Source organism: Kitasatospora sp. NBC_01266 (assembly GCF_036242395.1).
Taxonomy (GTDB): domain Bacteria; phylum Actinomycetota; class Actinomycetes; order Streptomycetales; family Streptomycetaceae; genus Kitasatospora.
Genome location: NZ_CP108458.1, coordinates 7,602,939 through 7,622,884, shown reverse-complemented (window position 1 = coordinate 7,622,884; position 19,946 = coordinate 7,602,939). Strand labels below are relative to the sequence as shown.

At 72.1% G+C, this 19,946-nt stretch carries 10 protein-coding genes; 7 read left to right on the top strand and 3 right to left on the bottom strand.

Annotated features, from left to right (window positions below):
- Nucleotides 1-32 precede the first annotated feature (32 nt).
- Nucleotides 33-1,814 carry a CoA transferase gene (locus OG403_RS32675; protein WP_329570809.1) on the top strand — a complete coding sequence of 594 codons (1,782 nt, stop codon included), beginning with the start codon at nucleotides 33-35 and terminating at the stop codon, nucleotides 1,812-1,814.
- Between the two features lie 58 nt (nucleotides 1,815-1,872).
- Here the strand turns inward: OG403_RS32675 and OG403_RS32670 are convergent, their stop codons facing one another.
- Nucleotides 1,873-2,724 (bottom strand): helix-turn-helix transcriptional regulator, encoded by an 852-nt coding sequence (locus OG403_RS32670; protein WP_329572681.1) that lies wholly within the window; start codon nucleotides 2,722-2,724, stop codon nucleotides 1,873-1,875.
- 183 nt (nucleotides 2,725-2,907) lie between these two features.
- On the opposite strand from OG403_RS32670, the gene OG403_RS32665 reads away from it, so the two are divergent.
- From OG403_RS32665 to OG403_RS32655, 3 genes are all read left to right on the top strand, one after another.
- Nucleotides 2,908-3,795 carry an NAD-dependent epimerase/dehydratase family protein gene (locus tag OG403_RS32665; RefSeq protein ID WP_442911022.1) on the top strand — a complete coding sequence of 296 codons (888 nt, stop codon included), beginning with the start codon at nucleotides 2,908-2,910 and terminating at the stop codon, nucleotides 3,793-3,795.
- Between the two features lie 96 nt (nucleotides 3,796-3,891).
- Entirely contained in the window at nucleotides 3,892-4,638 is a 747-nt protein-coding gene (locus OG403_RS32660) for a DUF5995 family protein (RefSeq protein WP_329570805.1), read from the top strand.
- A 250-nt stretch (nucleotides 4,639-4,888) separates the two neighbouring features.
- Nucleotides 4,889-6,526, top strand: a complete 1,638-nt coding sequence (locus OG403_RS32655; protein WP_329570803.1) for a cellulose binding domain-containing protein — start codon at nucleotides 4,889-4,891, stop codon at nucleotides 6,524-6,526.
- A gap of 141 nt (nucleotides 6,527-6,667) precedes the next feature.
- On the opposite strand, the gene OG403_RS32650 is transcribed toward OG403_RS32655, so the two are convergent.
- Nucleotides 6,668-8,131, bottom strand: coding sequence for a GuaB1 family IMP dehydrogenase-related protein (locus tag OG403_RS32650; protein WP_329570801.1), 1,464 nt, complete (start codon nucleotides 8,129-8,131; stop codon nucleotides 6,668-6,670).
- 347 nt (nucleotides 8,132-8,478) lie between these two features.
- Here OG403_RS32650 and OG403_RS32645 point away from each other — a divergent pair, with 347 nt between their 5' ends.
- From OG403_RS32645 to OG403_RS32635, 3 genes are all read left to right on the top strand, one after another.
- Nucleotides 8,479-9,447 (top strand): aldo/keto reductase, encoded by a 969-nt coding sequence (locus OG403_RS32645; RefSeq protein ID WP_329570799.1) that lies wholly within the window; start codon nucleotides 8,479-8,481, stop codon nucleotides 9,445-9,447.
- A 229-nt stretch (nucleotides 9,448-9,676) separates the two neighbouring features.
- On the top strand, nucleotides 9,677-12,862 hold the full coding sequence (locus tag OG403_RS32640; protein ID WP_329570797.1) for an NACHT domain-containing protein: 3,186 nt from the start codon (nucleotides 9,677-9,679) through the stop codon (nucleotides 12,860-12,862).
- A 129-nt stretch (nucleotides 12,863-12,991) separates the two neighbouring features.
- A complete protein-coding gene (locus OG403_RS32635) occupies nucleotides 12,992-14,341 on the top strand; it encodes a chloride channel protein (protein ID WP_329570794.1) in 1,350 nt (449 codons plus the stop codon).
- A 93-nt stretch (nucleotides 14,342-14,434) separates the two neighbouring features.
- On the opposite strand, the gene pulA is transcribed toward OG403_RS32635, so the two are convergent.
- Complete coding sequence (gene pulA / locus OG403_RS32630) at nucleotides 14,435-19,894, bottom strand: pullulanase-type alpha-1,6-glucosidase (protein WP_329570792.1); 5,460 nt, start codon at nucleotides 19,892-19,894, stop codon at nucleotides 14,435-14,437.
- Nucleotides 19,895-19,946 lie beyond the last annotated feature (52 nt).

Genomic DNA, 19,946 nt, shown 5'->3' with positions numbered 1-19,946 from the left:
CCCCTTCAGCACCGTGAAGACGTTGAGGACCGATGACCCGGATCCGCACCAACCGGCCGCTACTTCGCTTACCGGGCAGCAGCGTTGGCACGGCCGGCCCGCTCGCCGGGGTCCGACTGGTCGCGGCGGGTGCGGGCGTGGCGACCGAGCTGGCGGCCCGTCACCTGTGGGCCCTGGGCTGCCAGCTGGGACCACGCGGCGAGCTTCGGGCGGGTGAGGCCGGGCGGTTGGAGCTCGGCCGACTGAGCTGCTCGATCGACTGGGCCGGGCCGGTGGCGCTGCCGCTGCGCCACGAGACCGAGGTGCAGGCCGCTTGCGGGATCGCCCAGTTGCACGGCCGGCGCTACGGCGGCCCGCGGCCGCTCGGCATCGACTACGCGAGTGCGGTGGCCGCCGTACTCGCCGTCCAGGGACTGCTGGCCGCCCGGTACGCACTGCTGCGAGGCTCGGCGGTACGCGAGGTGCGTACCTCGGTGGCGGAAGCGGCACTGCTGACGGTCAGTCACTATCTGTCGGCGGCAACGGTGTCCACGGCCGAGGACCGGGCGGGCGATCGGGCTGTGGTCGCCGCACCCGCCGGGGGCGGGGCACCGCCGTTCACCAGTCGCGACGGCGTGCGGTTCGAGATCGAAGCGCTGGGGCCCGGCCAGTGGCTGGCCTTCTGGAGCCGGTTGGGCGTGGCCGACCCGGTGATCGGGCGCGGCTGGCCGCCGTTCCAGCTCCGGTTCGCCACGGCACGCTGTCGACTGCCGATTGAACTGTCACTCGCCGCTGCCGAGTTGCCCTACCAGCAGCTGGCAGCGGTGGCGGCCGGGGCAGGCCTGAGCATTGTCCCGGTGCGGGCCGGCGGCCCCTGCGGCTACCCGGCTCCGCCGTGGCGGATCGCCCGCGCCGCCGAGCCCTGGCCGCAGACCGTGCCGTCACCGCGCACCGGTCCCGTGCGGCCCACCGGTCCGGCCCTGTCCACCGGTCTGGCCCTGTCCACCGATCCTGCCCTGCCGACCAGTCCAGCCCTGCCCGCCGATCCGCCGGGGGCGCCCGCACCGACGCGCCCGCTCGAGGGAGTCGTGGTGGTCGAGCTGACCCGCCGGCTCTCCGGGCCGCTCTCCGGGCGGCTGCTCGCGCTGCTCGGCGCCGAGGTGGTCCGGATCGAGCCGCCCGGTGGCGAGCCGCCGCGCCCGCTGCGGTCGGCGGCCGGCGAGCTCCCGGCCCGCTGCCACCCGCTCGATCACGGTAAGCGGGTGGTCCAGGCGGACCCGCGCTCGGCCGAGGGCCGCCGGACGATCCGCGAACTGGTCGGCGGGGCGGACGTGTTCCTGCACAACCTGGCCCCCCGCGAGGACACGGCGCTGGGGCTGGACGCCGAACGGCTGCTCACCGAGCAGCCGGGGCTGGTGCACGCCCGGGTCTCGGCGTGGGGCGAACTCTTCGGCGACCACCCCCCGTTCGGCAGCGACTACCTGGTCCAGGCGCACAGCGGACTGGCCGCACTGGTCACGCCGCCGGGCCACCCCGTCACCCCGTCGCTGATGACGATCACCGAGATCTTCAGCGGCCTGATCAGCGCCGAGGGCGTCCTGGCGGGCCTGCTGGCGCGGGCGGCCACCGGGTTCGGCCAGCGGATCGAGTCCTCGCTCTGGTCGGCCGCCGTCACCCTGCTGGACACCGCCACCCCCACCGCGACCGCCACCGGCACGGCGGGGCGGGGCCTGCGCTGCGCGACCGTCGAAGAGGTGGCGAGCGACCCGCGCTTCGCCGCGGCGTTGGGGCGCGACGGCTGCCCGCTGCCCCGCTCACCATGGGAGTTCCGCTGAGCGCTGCGGCACATCGGGTCGGCCCCCGCTCAGGTCCTCATCTTCCGTGCCGATCAGGTCAGTTGCTCCGCGCCTCGGTCATCCGCTGCTGTCCGATCACCCGGAGCAGTTCCAGGCGCCCGGCCGACTCGCTGCCGGGGCGGGCCGTCAGGACCACCAGCCGCTGGTTCTCCCCCGCCCCGGCCAGCACCTCGCAGTCCAGTTCGATCGCGCCGACCTCGGGGTGCAGGAAGGTCTTGCGGTCCACCCGGCGCACCGCCACATCGTGCCGCGCCCACAGCTCGCGGAACTCCGCGCTGGCCGCCAGCAGGTCCTCGACCAGCTCGCGCACCTGCGGGTCGGCGGACCTGGCCGCGTGCAGGGCCCGCAGGTTGGCCACCTGGGCGCGGGCCAGGTGCTCGTGGTCGGCGGCCGGGAACCGGGAGCGGCAGGCCGGTTCGAGGAACCAACGCCGCACCAGGTTGCGCTCGCGCGGCGGCAACTCGGTCACGGCCCCGCTCAGTGCCGCGGACATCGCGTTCTGCGCGAGGACGTCGCCGAGTTCGGAGACCACCAGGGCCGGGGTGTCGTAGAGGCGGTCCAGGATCAGCAGCAGCCCGGGCCGGACGTGGCTCAACCGGCCGGCACCACGTGGCGGTTCGTGGCCCGCCAGGTGGAAGAGGTGGTCGCGTTCGTCCCCGCTCAGCCGCAGCGCGCGGGCCAGCGCGGCCAGCAGGGTCGGCGAGGGCTGCGGGCCGCGGGCCTGCTCCAGGCGGGCGTAGTAGTCGACCGAGAGTCCGGCCAGGCCCGCCACCTCCTCCCGGCGCAGCCCCGGGGTGCGGCGCCGGGCGCCGGGCGGCAGCCCGACGTCGACGGGCGCGAGGCGGGCCCGGCTGCGGCTGAGGAAGTCGGCGAGTTCCCGGCGGTCGATCATGCTTCCAGGATGACTCCCGCGCTCCGGCGGATCCAGGGTCTGCCAGTCCCTGGATAGCCGGACCTCGGGTCGACAGGTCTCTCCCGTCCGGCGCCCGCCCGCCGCAGAGTGGTCGGCGAGCCCGGTGGACGCAGCGCTGCGACAGCCAGCCGGGACGTGCGGTCGAGAGAGGGAGCGATGATGACGGGAACGACGAGGATTCTGCTGACCGGGGCGACCGGACAGGTCGGCCGGCGGTTCCTGCCGCGCCTGGTGCAGTGGGCGGGCCCCGACGCGGTGCGGGTGCTGGTCCGGGACCCCGCCCGGGTCGCGCAGGCGGCCCGGGCCGGTGTCGAGGTGGTGACCGGTGACCTGCGCGAGCCCGGCGATCGGGCGAAGGCGCTGGCCGGCGCGACGGCCGTGGTGAACGTGGCAGCCGCCTTCCGCGGCGTGCCGGACGAGGAGGCGCTGGCGGTGAACCGGGACGCGGCCGTCGCGCTGGGCCGGGAGGCCGCCGCGGCCGGGGTGCGCAGGTTCGTGCAGGCCAGCACCAATCTGGTCTACCCGGACGGGCTGGGCCGGCCGGCTCTGGAGAGCGATCCGGTCGGACCGAGCCCGCGGTTCGGCGTCTACCCGAGGTCCAAGGCGCAGGCCGAGACCGGGCTGCGGGAACTGGTCGCGAACCTCCCCGGGGACCCGGCCGGGGCGATGGAGCTGACGGTGGTGCGGCTGGCCTTCGTGTACGGGGAGGGGGACAGCCACCTGAGTGACTTCCTGCCCCGGCTCGCGCACTGGCCCGCGCACAAGCGGCTGCCGGTGGTGCACCACGCGGATGTCGCGCAGGCGCTGTGGCGGGCCCTGAGCATGCCGAGCGCGGCCGGGCGGACCTACAACGCGGTGGACGACGCGCCGGTCACCGCCTACGACATCCACGCGCTGCACGGGCTGCCGCTGCCGGCCGGCGCGGCCGGGGCAACGGACCAGGACCCGTGGTCCGGGATGGCGAGCAACGCGCTGCTCCGCGCCGAGTTGGGCTGGCGGCCGCTCTACCCGTCGCTCTGGACGGCACGGGACGCCGGGGCGCTGTGACGGTCCACCGGTCTGATGATTCATCACTCGCCCGGCCGATTTCGGACAGCAGCTCGATTTGACAGGCTGAGGCTCCGCGGCGATGGAGGTGAAGCCATGACCGAGACGACGATGGACACGGCTGGTGCGGTCGGCACCAGCACGGCCGATACCCTCTGGCCGCCCCGGTCCTCGCAGCCGATCCTGACGATCGATCAGGTGCTGGCGCGGATGCGCGCGCTCGCGCCCGGCTTCCCGCCGGGCGACGGGGTCGGCGTCTTCCACCGGATGTACCTGACGGTGACCGAGCTGATCGCGGCCAAGCTCGACTCCGGGTACTTCGCCGACCCCGCCGCGCTGGCCGTGCTGGACGCGCTGTTCGCCGGCCGCTATCTGGCCGCGGTGGACGCGGACGCCGCCGGGCAGCTCCCGCAGGCCTGCTGGCGACCCCTCTTCGAGCTGCGCCGAAGACCCGGGATCCACCCGCTGCAAGCCGCCCTCTCGGGGATGAACACGCACATCGAGCACGATCTGCCGCTCGCCGTGCTGGACGCCGCCCGGCAACTCGGCCGCGATCCGCTCTCCTTCGAGGCCGACTACCAGCGGATCAACGACCTGCTGGCCCAGGTGGAGGCCCAGGTCCGCGGTGAGCTGCTGCCGGAGCCCGATCGGTTCCAGGTCGTCGAACCGCTGCTGCACGTGATCGACGTCTGGAGTATCGACCGGGCCCGGGAGGCCGCCTGGGGCACCGTGCTGACGTTGCGCGGTCTGCGCAACGCACCGCTCGCCTACCGCGCCCTGGTCGCCGCACTGGACGGTTCGGTCGGCATGGTCAGCCGCGCCCTGCTCACCACGCTGAGTTGACCGACGGCTGACGGCTGACGGCTGACGGCAGCGCGCGGGGCCGCGCAAGGGTACGGCAAGGGCCTGGCCAGCAGTGGTCGAGCGGGTGACAAGGGTCTGACCTTCAGCTGACCTTAAATCATGACCGGTTCACCACAGCTCTATTGACGCACGGCATTGGTCTCTACCAATGTGGGGGTGCCGCGGCAGGCCCCCCACACTGTCCTGGCGGCGTGCCCTGTGCGCCGCCCCATGCCGAGGAGGCTCGCCCATGAGGCGTGTCACCCTGCCCACCCTCATCGCCACCACGCTCCTGACCGGTGTCGTCCTGCCTCTCTCGCTCCCCGCGACCTCGCAGGCCGCCAGCGGTATCAGCGGCCTGGTCGCGAACCTGACCGAGCCGCAGAGCTGGTCGAACGGCTTCGAGGCCGACTACACGATCACCAACGACACCCGGGCGACCGTCAACTCCTGGTCGGTCACCTTCGATCTGCCCACCGGTGAGAGCGTCAGCAGCTCCTGGAACGCCACCCTGACCAGCAGCTCGACCAGCAGCGGCACGCACTACACGGTCACCTCGCCGAGCTGGGCCTCCCCGCTGGCCCCCGGCGCGAGCGCGCCGGCGGTCGGGATGGACATCACCACCACCGGCAGCCAGGTGCTGCCGGCCAACTGCCTGATCAACAACCAGCCGTGCGCCGGGGTGCCGGTCAACAACACGCCGCCGACCGTCCCCACCGGTCTGGCCGTCTCCGGTACCGGCCCGGACGCCATCTCACTCTCCTGGAACGCCTCCACCGACAGCTCGGGGGTGGCCGGCTACAACGTCTACGAAGGCTCCTCGGTGGTCGCCTCGACCAGCACGGCGACCTCGGTCACCGTCAACGGCCTGCTCGCGGGCAGCAGTCACACCTTCACCGTCACCGCCTTCGACGCGCTCGGCAACGAGTCCGCCCAGTCCGCCGCGGTGACCGGGGTGGCCGGCAGCGGCAGCACCCCCGGGGTGGCCGCCCCGTTCGTCGACCTGGGCGCCTACCCGACCCCCAGCCTGCCGCAGATCGCCGCCACCACCGGGCTCAAGCAGTTCTCGCTCGGCTTCATCGTGAACGGCACCACCCCCTGTACCGCGAGCTGGTTCAACGCCTACGACCCGGGCAGCGGCTGGGACAAGGCGGACTTCGACGCCGTCCGGGCGGCCGGCGGCGACGTCCGCCCGTCCTTCGGCGGCGCCAACGGCACCGAGCTGGCCCAGTCCTGCACCGACGTGCCGAGCCTGACCGCGCAGTACCAGAAGGTGGTCGACGCCTACGGCCTGGACCGGATCGACTTCGACATCGAGGGCTCCGCGATCTCCGACCACGCCTCGGTGGACCGCCGCTCGGCCGCGATCGCCGCCGTCCAGGCCGCGCAGCGGGCCAAGGGCCGCGACCTCAAGGTCAGCCTGACCCTGCCGGTGCTGCCCAGCGGCCTCACCGCCGACGGCCTCTACGTCCTGCAGTCGGCCAAGGCCGCCGGGGTGCAGGTGGACGTGGTCAACGTGATGGCGATGGACTTCGGCGACACCGAGGCCCCCAACCCGTCCGGCCAGATGGGCACTTACTCGATCCAGGCGGCCCAGTCCACCCAGGCCCAGATCGCCCAGGTCTGGCCGAACCTGACCACCGCGCAGACCTGGGCGATGGTCGGCGTCACCCCGATGCTGGGTCAGAACGACAACGCCGACGAGGTGTTCGGCATCTCGGACGCCCAGCAGCTGCTCAGCTTCGCCCAGCAGAACCACCTGGGCGAGCTCTCCTTCTGGGAGGTCACCCGGGACGGGAACGCCTGCACCGGCAGCCTGTTCAAGTGCACCAACATCACCCAGACGCCGTACGAGTTCTCCAAGATGTGGGCCACCTACCAGGGCTGAGCCCGCGCCCGGCGGACGCACCGGGCGGCCGACACTCGACCCGACCCGACGCACCGCACGGCCTGACGCACCGCATGACCGAGCCCCCGGCCGGTGGCAGCTGCCACCGGCCGGGGGCTCGGCGCCCGCGTTCGGGCCGGGTCAGGCCCAGCTGGAGTGCAGCGGCTTGCCCTCGGCGAAGCCGGCCGCGCTCTGGATCCCGACGATCGCCTTCTCCTGGAACTCCGCCAGGCTGTTGGCGCCCGCGTAGGTGCAGGAGCTGCGGACGCCCGCGATCACCGAGTCGATCAGGTCCTCGACACCCGGGCGGGCCGGGTCGAGGAACATCCGCGAGGTGGAGATGCCCTCCTCGAAGAGCGCCTTGCGGGCCCGGTCGTAGCCGGACTCCTCGGCGGTGCGGTTGCGCACCGCGCGGGCCGAGGCCATCCCGAAGCTCTCCTTGTACTGGCGGCCGTCGGCGGCCGTCTGCAGGTCGCCCGGCGACTCGTAGGTGCCGGCGAACCAGGAGCCGACCATCACGTTGGAGGCGCCGGCGGCCAGCGCCATCGCGACGTCGCGCGGGTGCCGCACGCCGCCGTCCGCCCAGACGTGCTTGCCCAGCCGGCGCGCCTCGGCCGCGCACTCCAGCACCGCCGAGAACTGCGGGCGGCCCACGCCGGTCATCATCCGGGTGGTGCACATCGCGCCCGGCCCGACACCGACCTTGAGGATGTCCGCGCCCGCCTCGACCAGGTCGCGGACACCCGCGGCCGAGACCACGTTGCCGGCCACGATCGGCACCCGCGGGTCCAGGCCGCGCACCGCGCGCAGCGCGCTGACCATCGTCTCCTGGTGCCCGTGCGCGGTGTCCACCACCAGCACGTCCGCACCGGCGTCGAGCAGCGCCTTGGCCTTGCCGGCCACGTCGCCGTTGATCCCCACGGTGGCCGCGACCCGCAGCTTGCCGTTGGCGTCCACCGCCGGGGTGTAGAGGGTGGCGCGCAGCGCGCCCTTGCGGGTCAGGATGCCGACCAGCTGGCCCGCCGCGTCCACCACGGGCGCCAGCTTGCGGTGGCCCTCGTTCAGCCGCTCGAAGGCGGCGCGCGGGTCGATGCCCTCGTCGAGCAGCAGCAGGTCGCGCGACATCACCTGGGAGATGCTGGTGAACCGGTCCACGCCCTGGCAGTCGCTCTCGGTCACCACGCCGACCGGCTTGCCGCCCTCGACCACCACCAGCGCCCCATGTGCCCGCTTGGGCAGCAGCGCCAGCGCGTCGGCCACCGTGGCACCGGGCTCCAGCGTGACCGGGGTGTCGAACACCAGGTGCCGCTGCTTCACCCAGTCGATCACCTCGGCGATCACCTCGGTCGGGATGTCCTGCGGAATGGCCACCAGACCACCGCGCCGGGCCACCGTCTCGGCCATCCGCCGACCGGCGACCGCCGTCATGTTGGCCACCACCAGCGGGATGGTGGTGCCGGTCCCGTCGTTGGAGGACAGGTCGACGCCCTGGCGGGAGCCCACGGCGGAGCGGCTGGGGACCATGAAGACGTCGTCGTACGTCAGGTCGTACGGTCCCGAGTAACGGTCGTCGATGCTGCCGGTCTGGGGGTTCAAGAAGCGCATGAAGGAGCTCTCTGACTTCGGGAGGGTAGACCTCAGGTGCGGTTAGGTCCGGCCGGCCGAGCGCACTCGGGCGCCCCGCACCCAACCGTCGATCCTGATCGATACCCGGCTCGAAAGCCAGTTCACACGCGAAGCTTGAAGATCCACACAAGCGGTCCCGCCCAGGTGCCGCTGGGCTTTGTAGGTACCTACAACCGACTGCGGGGAGGCGCCCCGCAAGCCGCCCGCGCCGGCAGGCGTGCGCTGCGACTCCGGTCGCCCGTGGTCCGGCGCGGCGTCCGTCATGGTGTGCCGCTCGAGGTGGGTACGGTGAGGGGACGTCAACTCCGAGCAGGGAGAATCCACCCGTGTCCTTCGAGCAACTCGTAGCCGCCGCGCCGACGCCTCGGTTCGGGCTGGGCCTCGCCGCGCTGGGCCGTCCCGGCTACATCAACCTCGGCAGGACCGAGGATCTCCCGGTCGAGCGCACGGTGTCCGCGATGCGCGAACGCGCCTACGAGGTGCTCGACGCCGCCTACGAGCAGGGCGTGCGCTACCTGGATACCGCCCGCTCGTACGGCCGCTCGGAGGAGTTCGTCGCCGAGTGGCTCGAACGCCGGCCGGACACCCGCGACGTCGTGGTGGGCAGCAAGTGGGGCTACACCTACACGGCCGACTGGCGCGCCGACGCGGAGGTGCACGAGGTCAAGGACCACAGCGTGCCGACCTACGACCGCCAGGTGGCCGAGACCCGGGACCTGCTCGGCAAGCGGCTGGACCTGTACCAGATCCACTCCGTCACGCCGGACAGCCCCGCGCTCACCGACCCCGACCTGCACTACCGGCTGGCCGAGCTGGCCGCCGAGGGCGTGATCATCGGCCTGTCGACCAGCGGCCCGTCCCAGGCGGACACCATCCGGGCCGCGCTCAACGTGACGGTGGACAGGGCGCCGCTGTTCCGCAGTGTGCAGGCCACCTACAACCTGCTGGAGCCCTCGGCGGGCGAGGCCCTCGGCGCGGCGCAGGAAGCCGGCTGCGTGGTCATCGTCAAGGAGGGCATGGCCAACGGACGTCTCGCCGACGCGGCGGCTTTCGCTCTCCTGCACCAGGTGGCCGAGGAGACCGGCAGCACCTGTGACGCGGTCGCGCTGGCCGCCATCCTGCACCAGCCCTGGGCCGACGCGGTGCTGTCCGGCGCCGCCACCGTCGACCAGCTCACCAGCAACCTGCGAGCCGCCTCGCTGCTGCTCGACGCGGACCAGCTGGCACGGCTGGCCACCCTGGCCGAGCCCGCCCAGGCGTACTGGCAGCACCGGTCGGAGCTGCCCTGGAGCTGACCGCGCCCACCACCGCCACCGCGCGCCACCCGTAGCCCGACACCGGAGACCTGACCGGAATCCGGGTGGCCACCGAGAACCCCGGACGCCCGGCAGTGCCGTGTCCTAGGCTCGACGCGCCGCGCGACGCGGCCAGTTGGACAGGCGGGGTGGGGATGAGCAGCTCGATCGATCGTGCTCGTGCGGCCGGCGGGACACCGACGGCCGAGGTCGAGGGCGGTAGTACCTCGTGAGCCCGAACCTGACACGGCTGGTGGCGGTCAGGGCGGCGGGTCAGGGCAGTGGTTTCCTGCTGGCTCCACGTCTGATCCTGACCGCCGAGCACTTCCTGGGGACCGGTCGGATCCAGGCCGCCGCACCCGGGGGAACCGGGTTCGTACCCTGCTCGGTGGTCTGGCGGGGCAGCCAGGGAACCGGCGCCCAGGATGTGGCCCTGCTGCGGGCCCGGTCCGAGCTGGTGTCGGCGGCGGTCGCGGAGGCATTCGACCCGATCCACTGGGGCTGGGCGTCGAAGAGCACACCGCTCGCCGGCTGCCACGCCACCGGGTTCCCGCGGTTCGCCCGGGGGCTCGACCGGCGCCTGGAGAGTGCGCAGGCCGCCGGAACCTTCCTACCGGGTGCGGCCGTCCTCGCCGGCCGCTACATCCTCGCCGACACCCACGGGGTGCCGGCGGTGGAGCAGGACGGCGGGTCACCGTGGGCAGGGCTGTCCGGGGCGGCGCTCTTCCACCAGGACTTCCTGCTGGGTGTCGTGGTCGCGGACCATCGGCCGCAGGTCCACGGCCACACCAGGATCGAGGCGGTCCCCGTCGCGGGCCTGCTCAGCGATCAGGAGTTCTGCGGGATCCTGGCGAATCACCTGTCGGAGACTCCCGTACTGCTCGATGTCTCCTCCGACAGCGCCTACGACCCGCGCTTCGAACGCGAATACGGGCAGGCCATCCGGGCCGACTACGGGCGCACCCGGATCTTCGGACTTCGGCAGGCGTCCGCGCAGGGGCGGCGGGGCTGGGAGCTGGATTCGGCCTACCTCAGTCTGCAGGCGACCGAGAGCCTTCAGGCCATCGAACGAGGTGGGACCGTCACCGGGCCTGGCAGCTCGGCGCAGGCCCCGCCGCCGCGTCGCGTCGAGGCGGTACTGCACGGCCGCAGACGCGTGCTGCTCAGAGGCGAGGCCGGATCGGGCAAGACCACGCTGGTGCAGTGGCTGGCCGTCCAGTCGATGGCCGGCACCCTCGGTACCGAGCTTGCCGGCCTGAACCATCGGATTCCGTTCGTCCTCCAGCTGCGCAAGCTGTTCCTCAGAGGTGTGATGCGTCCTCGTCCGGAGGAGTTCCTCGCCCTGGACGGCCGGTTGTGCGCCGACCGCCAACCTGACGGCTGGGCGCACCGCGTGCTGCGCGCCGGCCGCGGCCTGCTCCTGGTGGACGGGCTGGACGAGGTGCCGGAGGCGGAGCGCGAGGAGAGCCTGTCCTGGCTGGAGCAGCTGCTCGACCACTATCCGAAGACCTGGATCCTGGCGACGGTGCGACCGTCGGCCGTGGCGCCCGACTGGCTCGCGCATCTGAGCTTCGAGGAGGTCTCGCTGCTCCCGATGGGCGACGCGGACCGGCAGCTGTTCATCGAGCGGTGGCACCGGGCCGCCCTGGCCGAACTCCTGGCCGACCAGCACAGCGTGGCCGAGGCCCAGCGCTGGCGCACGGACCTGCGCGAGCTGGAGCGGGACCTGCTGCGTACCCTGGAGACCTCACCCGAGCTGGCCCAGCTCACCGACAGCCCGCTGCTCTGTGCGATGGTCTGCGCGCTCAACCGGGAGTCCGACGGTGTCCTGCCGCACCACCGGATGGAGATCTACCGGGACGCGCTGACCATGCTGCTGGTGAAGCGGGACGAGATCCGCCGGGTCCGGGGCTCCGAGCGGGTGCAGCTCTCCGAGGCCGAACAGCTGGCGATGCTGCGGCGAATCGCGCACTGGCTGGTCCGCAACAACCAGGCGGAGGGCCGGCGCGAGGACGCGATCGCGCAGATCGGCAAGGTGCTGCCCAACCTCCGCTCGGCCGCCGAACTCGGCGATGCCGACCACGCGTACCGTCATCTGCTGAACCGCAGCGGCCTGCTGGCGGAGACCGGCGTGGCGAACTTCCAGTTCATCCACCGGACCTTCCAGGACTACCTGGCCGCGATGGAACTCCAGGAGGAACGCGACTTCGGGCTGCTCGCCGACCGCGCCGCGGAGCAGCAGTGGTGGGACGTCATCCGACTGACGGTCGGTCACTGCGGGCCGCGTGACCGGTTCGACCTGCTGTCCCGCCTGCTGGAGCGGGCCGACCGGGCCGACCCCGAGCAGCGGTCGGACATCCAGCTGCTGGCGGCGAGTTGCCTGCCCTACGCTCCGGAGCTGGACGGCGCCCTGCGTAACACCATCCTGGAACGGCTGCGGGAGCCGGTCCGGCACTACCTGACGGCCGGGTACGCGCCGGCCGAGCGGCTCGCGGCGGTGGGGCAGGATCTGCTGCCGCTGCTGCGCGAGCTGGGGCCGGGGCTGGTCAAGAAGTCGGAGGTCGCCAGAATCCGAATCCCGGGGGTCCTGGGGAGCATCGGCGGGAACGATGCGCTCGACGCCCTGGCCGAACTCGTCATGCTGGGCGATCCCAGGCTGACAGCCGAGGCGGCCCGGAAGTGGTCGAGATTCGACGAGGACCGCTTCGCGGAGCGCGTGCTGGAGCCGGCTGATCTGGACCGGGTGCAGGTCGCTGCCCGGACAGCCGGTCAGCTGACCAGGCTGACCGAACTGGCCGGGCGCGGACGGCTGCGGATGGCGTTGGTGGCCGCGCCGATGGCAACGGATTCGCCGGGTCTGACAGCTCTCGCGGAGCAGGTGCCCCATCTCACGCTCTCCGGTGTCGCCGCAGTGCGTGACCTGGCCTTCCTCCGCAGCTGTACCGGCCTTGAGCACCTCGGGCTGTACTACTGCCCCGACTTGCGTGACCTGTCAGCCTTGCGGGGCAGCCGCTTGCCGTCCTTGGCGGTCCGGGCCGAGCCCGAGTTTCCGTTTCCGCTCCTGCACGAGCTGGTCAGCACCATGCCCGGGCTGGTCAGCCTGACGATCAGCGCTCCCGAGGTGTCAGCGCTCCGACATCTCCCGGCAGTTACGGGGTTGCGGGACCTGCTGCTGATCGACGTCGGGGAGGAGTACCCCGTCGAACAGCTCCTGGACGTCTTTCCCGGGCTCAGCCGCCTGACACTGGACCTTGGGGTGGATTGCTCCGTCATCGACGTCGGACCGCTCGGCGACCGGGAAGACCTCCGCGTCAGTGTGTTCAGCGGCCAGCGCCGTGGGCCCTTGCGGGTGATCGGCAGCGAGCGGCTGGCCGAGGATCAGCTGACGATCGACAGGCGCGAAGTCCTCGCCTGACCTGGTAGCGGTGCGCCCCGGTCCGCCGATCGGGCGGAAGGTGGGCGAAATGCGCAGTTGACGGGCTTTCGGCTGGCACCATCGACCGAGAGCCGGGGCACCGGATGCGGCGCTGAGGAGGCGGCCCTGATGTCATCGGGCGAGTCGGTGGGAGTACCTGCGGCAGCACCCCTGCCGGATCCGTTCGCGCCGTTGCGGACCCGGGGGTACCTGGTGCTCCTGCTGATCGCGGCGGTCCTCGGTGTCGTGCTCTCGGCCGGCGCGTACGGGTTCCTGCGGGCCGTGGATCGGCTCCAGAAGGCGCTCTACACCGACCTGCCCAGCGGCTTGGGCTTTCACGGGGCGCCGCCCTGGTGGCCGTTGCCGCTGCTGGGGTTGGCGGGTCTGCTGGTCGCGCTGATCGTCCAGTACCTGCCCGGCAACGGCGGCCACCAGCCGGCCGAGGGGCTGCACACCTCGGGCGTCGCGGCGGCCGCCGAGCTTCCCGGCATCCTGCTGGCGGCGCTGGCCTCGCTGGGCTTCGGTGCGGTGATCGGGCCGGAGGCGCCGCTGATCGCGCTCGGCGGGGGCGTGGCGGTGTACGCCATTCGCCTGCTCCGGCCCGGGGTCGATGCCAAGACCCAGGCGGTGGTGGGCGCGGCGGGGAGCTTCGCCGCCATCAGCGCGCTGCTGGGGTCGCCGCTGCTCGGGGCCTTCCTGCTGATGGAGGCCTCAGGGCTGGGCGGCCCGATGATGGGGGTCGTGCTGCTGCCCGGCCTGCTGGCCTCCGGGGTGGGGGCGCTCATCTTCACCGGTCTCGGGGACTGGACCGGGGTCCAGGCCAGCACGCTGACGATTCCCAGCCTGAGCGTGGTGCGCCCGCCCGACGTCGCCCAGTTCGGCTGGGCGCTGGTGATCGGCCTGGCGGCGGCGCTGGCCGGCACCGGCCTGCATCGGCTGTCGCTGCTGGCCCAGCCGCGCGTCAACCACAGGCGGCTGCTGCTGACGCCACTGGCCGGCCTGGTGGTGGCCGGGCTCGCCATCGCCTATGCCGAGGGCACCGGGAAGGCCTGGTCCGATGTCCTGTTCTCGGGTCAGGCCGAGCTGCCCCACCTGCTGGTCGACAGCGCGAGCTACTCGGTGGGGGCGTTGCTGCTGCTGCTGGTGTGCAAGTGGCTCGCCTACTGCGTGTCGCTGGCGGCCTTCCGCGGCGGGCCGATCTTCCCCGCGATGTTCCTGGGCGCGGCGGGCGGGATCGCCCTCTCCCACCTGCCCGGCCTGCCCACCATCGCCGGTGCCGCGATGGGCATCGGCGCGCTGGCGGTGGCCATGCTCCGGCTGCCGATGACCTCCGTCCTGCTCGCCACGCTGCTGCTGGGCCAGGACGGCGTGACACTGATGCCGCTGGTGATCGTGGCGGTGGTGGTCGCGCATGTCATCTCGTCCAGGCTCACGCCACCGCCCGCGACGCCCGCACCGTCGGCCACCCCCGCGAGCTAGCCCGCCGCACGACGTGCGCCGACCTCGCGGGGTCGCGAGATCGGCGCACGGTCAGGGCAGGGCAGGGCAGGGCGGGTCGGAGCGGGTCGGGGTCTAGGACTGGACGAAGACCGCCACGGTCCGCCCGGGCACGGTGAAGGTACCCGTGGCCGGGTCGAAGGCGGCCGTCTTCACCACCGGGTCCGCGCCCTCGGCCTGCACCGGGTGCAGGCGCTGGGCGGTGCCCGCGAGGGTGGCGACGGTCTGGCGCTGGGTGGTCGGGGTGGCGTTGAAGACGACGGTGACCGAGCCGTAGGTGTGCAGGCCCGCCCCGTCGAGGTGCAGCGTGATCACGCCCGGGGTCTCGCCCGGCGTGCCGGAGAGCGGGTAGCTCAGCCGCTGCTGCACGGCGGCGGCCGTGCCCAGCGAGAAGAGCGGGGTGGACTGCTTGATCCGCAGGAACTCCTGGTACTGGGCCGAGGCCGCCTGCTCGGCCGAACAGCCGGGCACCATCGCCGGGTTGGCGAGCAGCGGCTGGGCGAACGGCCAGAACGACTGGTTGGCGGCCGCCGACGGCAGGCCGTGGCCGAAGCCGTTGCCCTGCGCGCAGTTCCACTGGATCGCGTTGAACCAGTCACCGCTGTCATAGGAGTTGGCGTCCAGCGATTTGGACCGCAGCAGGTCGCTGCCGGCCACCGCGAACCCGGGGCCCTGGGAGAGCGCGGTGGTGGCCAGCGCCAGGGACTGCATCCGGGCCCGGGCGGCCATCGACGTGCCGGTGGGCAGCTTGTAGGCGAGCGCGTCGTAGAGGTCGAGGTTGTCGTGCGCGTCCACGTAGGTGATCGCCTCCCCCGGGCTCGCGGTGTAGCCGGTCGGCGAGCCGTTGTAGTCGACTTCCGCGCCGGTGACGGTCTTTCCGGCACTGTCCGTGAAGGAGTAGGCGGCGAGGTTCCCGGTCAGGCCGACCTCGAGCTGGTCCGTCTCGTGCAGCAGCGCGGCCTTCTGCTGGTCCGGACTGCCGTTGGCGGCAGCTCCGTTGGGGTCGGTGTACAGGCCGGAGGCGAAGCCCTGGATGCGCGGGTCGGTGTCGAACGGGCCGCCGCCGCGCACCGCGTCGCGCTGGCGGTCGTTGAAGGTGGCGATGCCGGTGCCGGCCATGTTGGCCTGAGTGGCCTGGACGAAGCGGGCGTTGTTCGCCACCACGCCGAAGTTCCAGCCCTCGCCGTAGAGGAACTCACTGCGCCCGGTCGCGTTCAGCGAGGACTGCACGTCGAGCATGGTCTGCTTGGGGTCGAGCCCCATCAGGTCGAAGCGGAAGCCGTCCACGTGGTACTCGGTGGCCCAGGTGCGGGTGGAGTCCACCACCAGCTTGTTCATCATGGCGTGCTCGGGTGCGGTGTCGGCGCAGCAGCTGTCGGTGGTGACGGCGCCCGTGGCGGAGAGCCGCTGGTAGTAGCCGGGGACGACCTGGTCGAGCACCGATCGCGGGTCCTCGCCGGAGGCTGCGGTGTGGTTGTAGACCACGTCCATCACCACGCGCAGCCCCACCTTGTGCAGTGCGGCCACCATCTGACGGAACTGCAGGATGCGGGCGGTGCCGTCCGGGTCGGTCGAGTAGGAGCCCTCCGGGACGGTGTAGTGGTAGGGGTCGTAGCCCCAGTTGTACGCGTCGGTGGCGGCCGTCTTGGCGATGCAGGCCTGCTGCTGCGCGGAGTCGGGCGGCAGCGCGGCCAGGTCGCAAGTCGGGCTGGACTGCTCGGACTTGGCCTCCGGCACCGAGGAGAAGTCGAAGCTGGGCAGCAGGTGGACCGTGGTGACGCCGGACTTGGCGAGTTCGGCGAGGTGCTTCATACCGTCCGAGGCGAGGTCGGTGAAGGCCAGGTAGCTGCCCCGGTCGGCGGCGGGCACGGTGCTGTCGGCCACCGAGAAGTCGCGGACGTGGAGTTCCTGGATCTCCTGCTGGGCTGCGGTGATCGGCTTGGGCGAGGTCTCGCCCGGCCAGCCGCCCGGTGCGGTGGCGGGGTCGCCCAGGTCGACGATCTGGCTGCGCTTGGAGTCGGTGGAGAGCCCCAGCGAGTAGGGGTCGGTGACGTGGTTGGTGACGATCCGCTGCACGGACGGGGCCCAGACCGTGACCCGGTACAGGTAGTACTTGCCCTTCCAGGAGCGGTCCCCGCTCGCCGTCCAGATCCCCGTGCGGTCGTCGCGGTGCATGGCGACCAGGTGGGCGGTGGGGGCGCTGGGGCTGTCGTAGAGCTCCAGGCTGACGGTGCTCGCGGTCGGCGCCCAGAGGGACAGCTTGACGGTGTTCCCGTTGACCTGCGGCCCGAGTTGGGCGTGGGTGGCGTTCGAGGCGTAGACGGCGTCCAGCACGCCGGGGAGTTGCACCCCGGTCCCCGCGAGCAGCGCGCCGTTCGCCTCGCGCTCGGTCATGATCAGCTGGCCGCGCAGCGCGGTGCTCACCCGGGCGGTGTCCCGGGGGTCGACGGTGAACGCCGCATAGCCCTTGAGCTCGGGATGGGCCGCGAGTTGAGCCTCCGTCAGGCCGGCGGGCCGGGGCAGCAGGCGCAGCCAGTAGCCCGGGTCGGTCAGGTCGCCGTCCTTGACGGCCAGCGACCCGGTGGGCGAGTAGACGAGTTCGGCGGAGCCGCCGGCCGCCAGGTTCTGGCCGAAGCCCCAGTTGGCCGGGACCGCGACGGTGGACGCGTCGATCCACTGGGCCTTGGACTGGGTCAGGTCGAGGTCGGCGGCGGTGACGGTGGACTGCGGCAGGATGTAGCCGGCGGTGCCGCTGGTGATCCAGACCTCGCGGCCGTCGACGGCGAAGTTCAACTCCTGGTTGTCCGGCAGGTCCTTGGTGTCGCCGTTGTGCAGAATGTAGTCGAGCACGGTGGCCCCGGGCGCCAGCGGCACGGTGAAGACATCGCCGAACGCGTCGGTGCCGGACGGCTGGAGCGGGCTGGTCCAGCCGGTCGGGGTGGCCGCGCCGGTCCAGTCGTGCAGGCCCCAGCCGCTGTAGTTCCCGTCGGCGCGATGGTAGTGCAGGATCGCGGTGTTCGCCGGGGGCGGTGCTGAGGTGGTGCCCGGATCGCTGGTGTAGGTGGCCTGGTCACCGGAGTTGACCCACACCTCACCGGTTCTCGACAGGTCGATCGAGCGGTCGGCGGCACCGTCCTTGGTGCCGTTGTCCTCCACGATGAAGCCGACGTCGGCCGCGCCGGGCTTCACCTTCACGTAAGCGAAGGCGCCGAACGCGTCGCGGCCGATGAAGGGGTGGCCGGCCGGCCAGCTGGTGCCTTCGCCGTCGGCGAGGTCGCCCCAGGCGTAGAGGTTCCAGCCGGCGTAGTCCCCGTCGGCGCGGTGGTAGTGGACGACCGCGTAACTGCGGCTGGACGCGGTGGGCTTGAGCACCGGCGCGGGGGTGCCGACGGTGCTGGCACCGGTGGCGTCGGCGAGGTGGCCGGCGCTGTCCTGGACGACGGCCTTGTAGCGGACCGTGGTGCCCGGGGCGACGCCCGCGAGGTTCTGGGTGACCTGGTAGGGCGCGTGGTCGGCGGTGCCCAGCACCTGCCACGTGCCGGTGCCCACGGCGGCGGCGAAGGTGACCCGGTCGAAGCCGCTGCCGGGGACGGTGGCGGCGACGGTGGCGGTGCCCGTCGCCCCGGCGGCCGGCGGGGCGAGGGTGATCGCGGGTCCGCTCGCGGGCTTGGCGAGTCTGGCGGCGGCCCGGTAGACGACGGCGGACTGCGCGGGGACGGTGATCGCGAGCTTGCTGTCGGCGCCGGTGGTCAGCGCGCCGCTCGGGCCACCGTAAACGGGGTCGAAGGTCATCGCGGCCGAGTAGGTCGGCACGCTGACACTCTGCGCGGTGGTCGCGTTGTTCACCGCGACCAGGTACTCGACCTGCTGCTTGGCGTCGATCCGGGAGAAGGCGTACACGCCGGGGCCGTTCGCGGCGTAGCGCTCGATCTGCGCGCCGTCCTCCAGCGCCGGGTTGGCCTGGCGCAGCTGGGCGAGGGCGGAAATGGTCTGGTACAGCGGAGTGTTGGTGCTGTAGCGGTCGGCCGCACCTGGGGTGCCGCCGATCACCGTGTCGGTGTTGTACTCCTGGACCTTGGAGGCGAACATGTCCTGCCGCGCCGACTTGTCGCCGCCGGTGCCGGTGAAGCCCTGCTCGTCGCCGTAGTAGACAACGGGCTGACCACGCGTCAGGAACTGCAGCTGCTGGGAGAGTTGGTCCTTCCGCAGCAACTGGGCACTGCTGTCGTTCGGATTGGCGGACTGCAGGAAGTAGCCGATCCGGCCCATGTCGTGGTTGCCGAGGAAGGTCGGCAGCTCATAGGCGTTGGTGTCGGCGGTGGTGTACTTGTAGTCGTCGGCGTAGAGCGCGGACAACGCCTGCGCGGAGCCGCCGTTGGCGACGTAGCTCTGCGCGGCCGCCTGGAACGGGAAGTCCAGGGTGGCCTGCAACTTGCCCTGGGTGACGTAGGACGAGGTGGTGGAGGTGTCGCTGTCGTACACCTCGCCGAACATGAAGAACCGCTTGTTGCCGTGGTCGGCCGCGTACTTCTTGAGGGCCGGCGCCCACTGCTGCCAGAAGGCCATGTCGACGTTCTTGACGGTGTCGATCCGGAAGCCGTCGACGCCGGTGTTCTTGACCCAGTCCTCGTAGATCTTCTCGAAGCCCTGGACCACGCGCGGGTCCTGGGTGTCGAGGTCGTCCAGGCCGCCGAAGTCGCCCTCGGTGCCGGACTCGCCGGTGAAGGTGGAGTTGCCCCGGTTGTGGTAGAGCGTGGGGTCGTTGAGCCAGGCCGGCGACTTCGCGGTGGCGTCGGCGGGCGAGTCGAAGACCGGCGTGTAGGGGAAGGAGTCCGTGGTCAGCTTGGGGTAGTCGGCGGTTCCGGCGGCCGCGTTCGCATTGGCGATCGCGGTGGTGTCGACCGGCCGGCCGGTGGCGTCCAGGGTCGGGTAGGCGCCGGTGGAACGGTAGTCGTAGGTCTGCTGCGCGTAGTCGATGACGTCGGCGGTGTGGTTGGTGATGACATCGAAGAAGACCTTCATGCCCATCGCGTGGGCCTTGTCGATCAGCTCCTTGAGCTGCGCGTTGGTGCCGAAGTGCGGGTCGACCTGGGTGAAGTCGGTGATCCAGTAACCGTGGTAGCCGGCCGATGCTTCGGCACCGGTGCCCTGCACCGGTTTGTTCTTGAAGATCGGCGCCATCCAGATCGCGGTGGTGCCCAGCTTCTTGATGTAGTCGAGCTTGCCGATCAGGCCCTTGAGGTCGCCACCGTGGTAGAAGCCCTTGTCAGTGGGGTCGAAGCCGTTGTCCATCCGGCTGCCGGTGATCCCGCCGGTGTCGTTGGACGGGTCGCCGTTGGCGAAGCGGTCCGGCAGCACGAAGTAGTACTGCTCGCGGGTCAGATCGTGCCGATCCGGTGTCGCGGCGAGCGAGGCGTCCGACGGGGCGGCCACCGGCGCGGCCACCGGTGGAGCGGCCGGCGCCGCCGCGACGAGTGCGGGCGCGAGTAACGCGACCGAGGCGATCAGGCTACGGATTCTTGCTCTTCTGGCCACGCGGGCTCTCCTTGAGGCGGCATCAGCGGTGCGGGCGGGCGCGTGTGCGTGC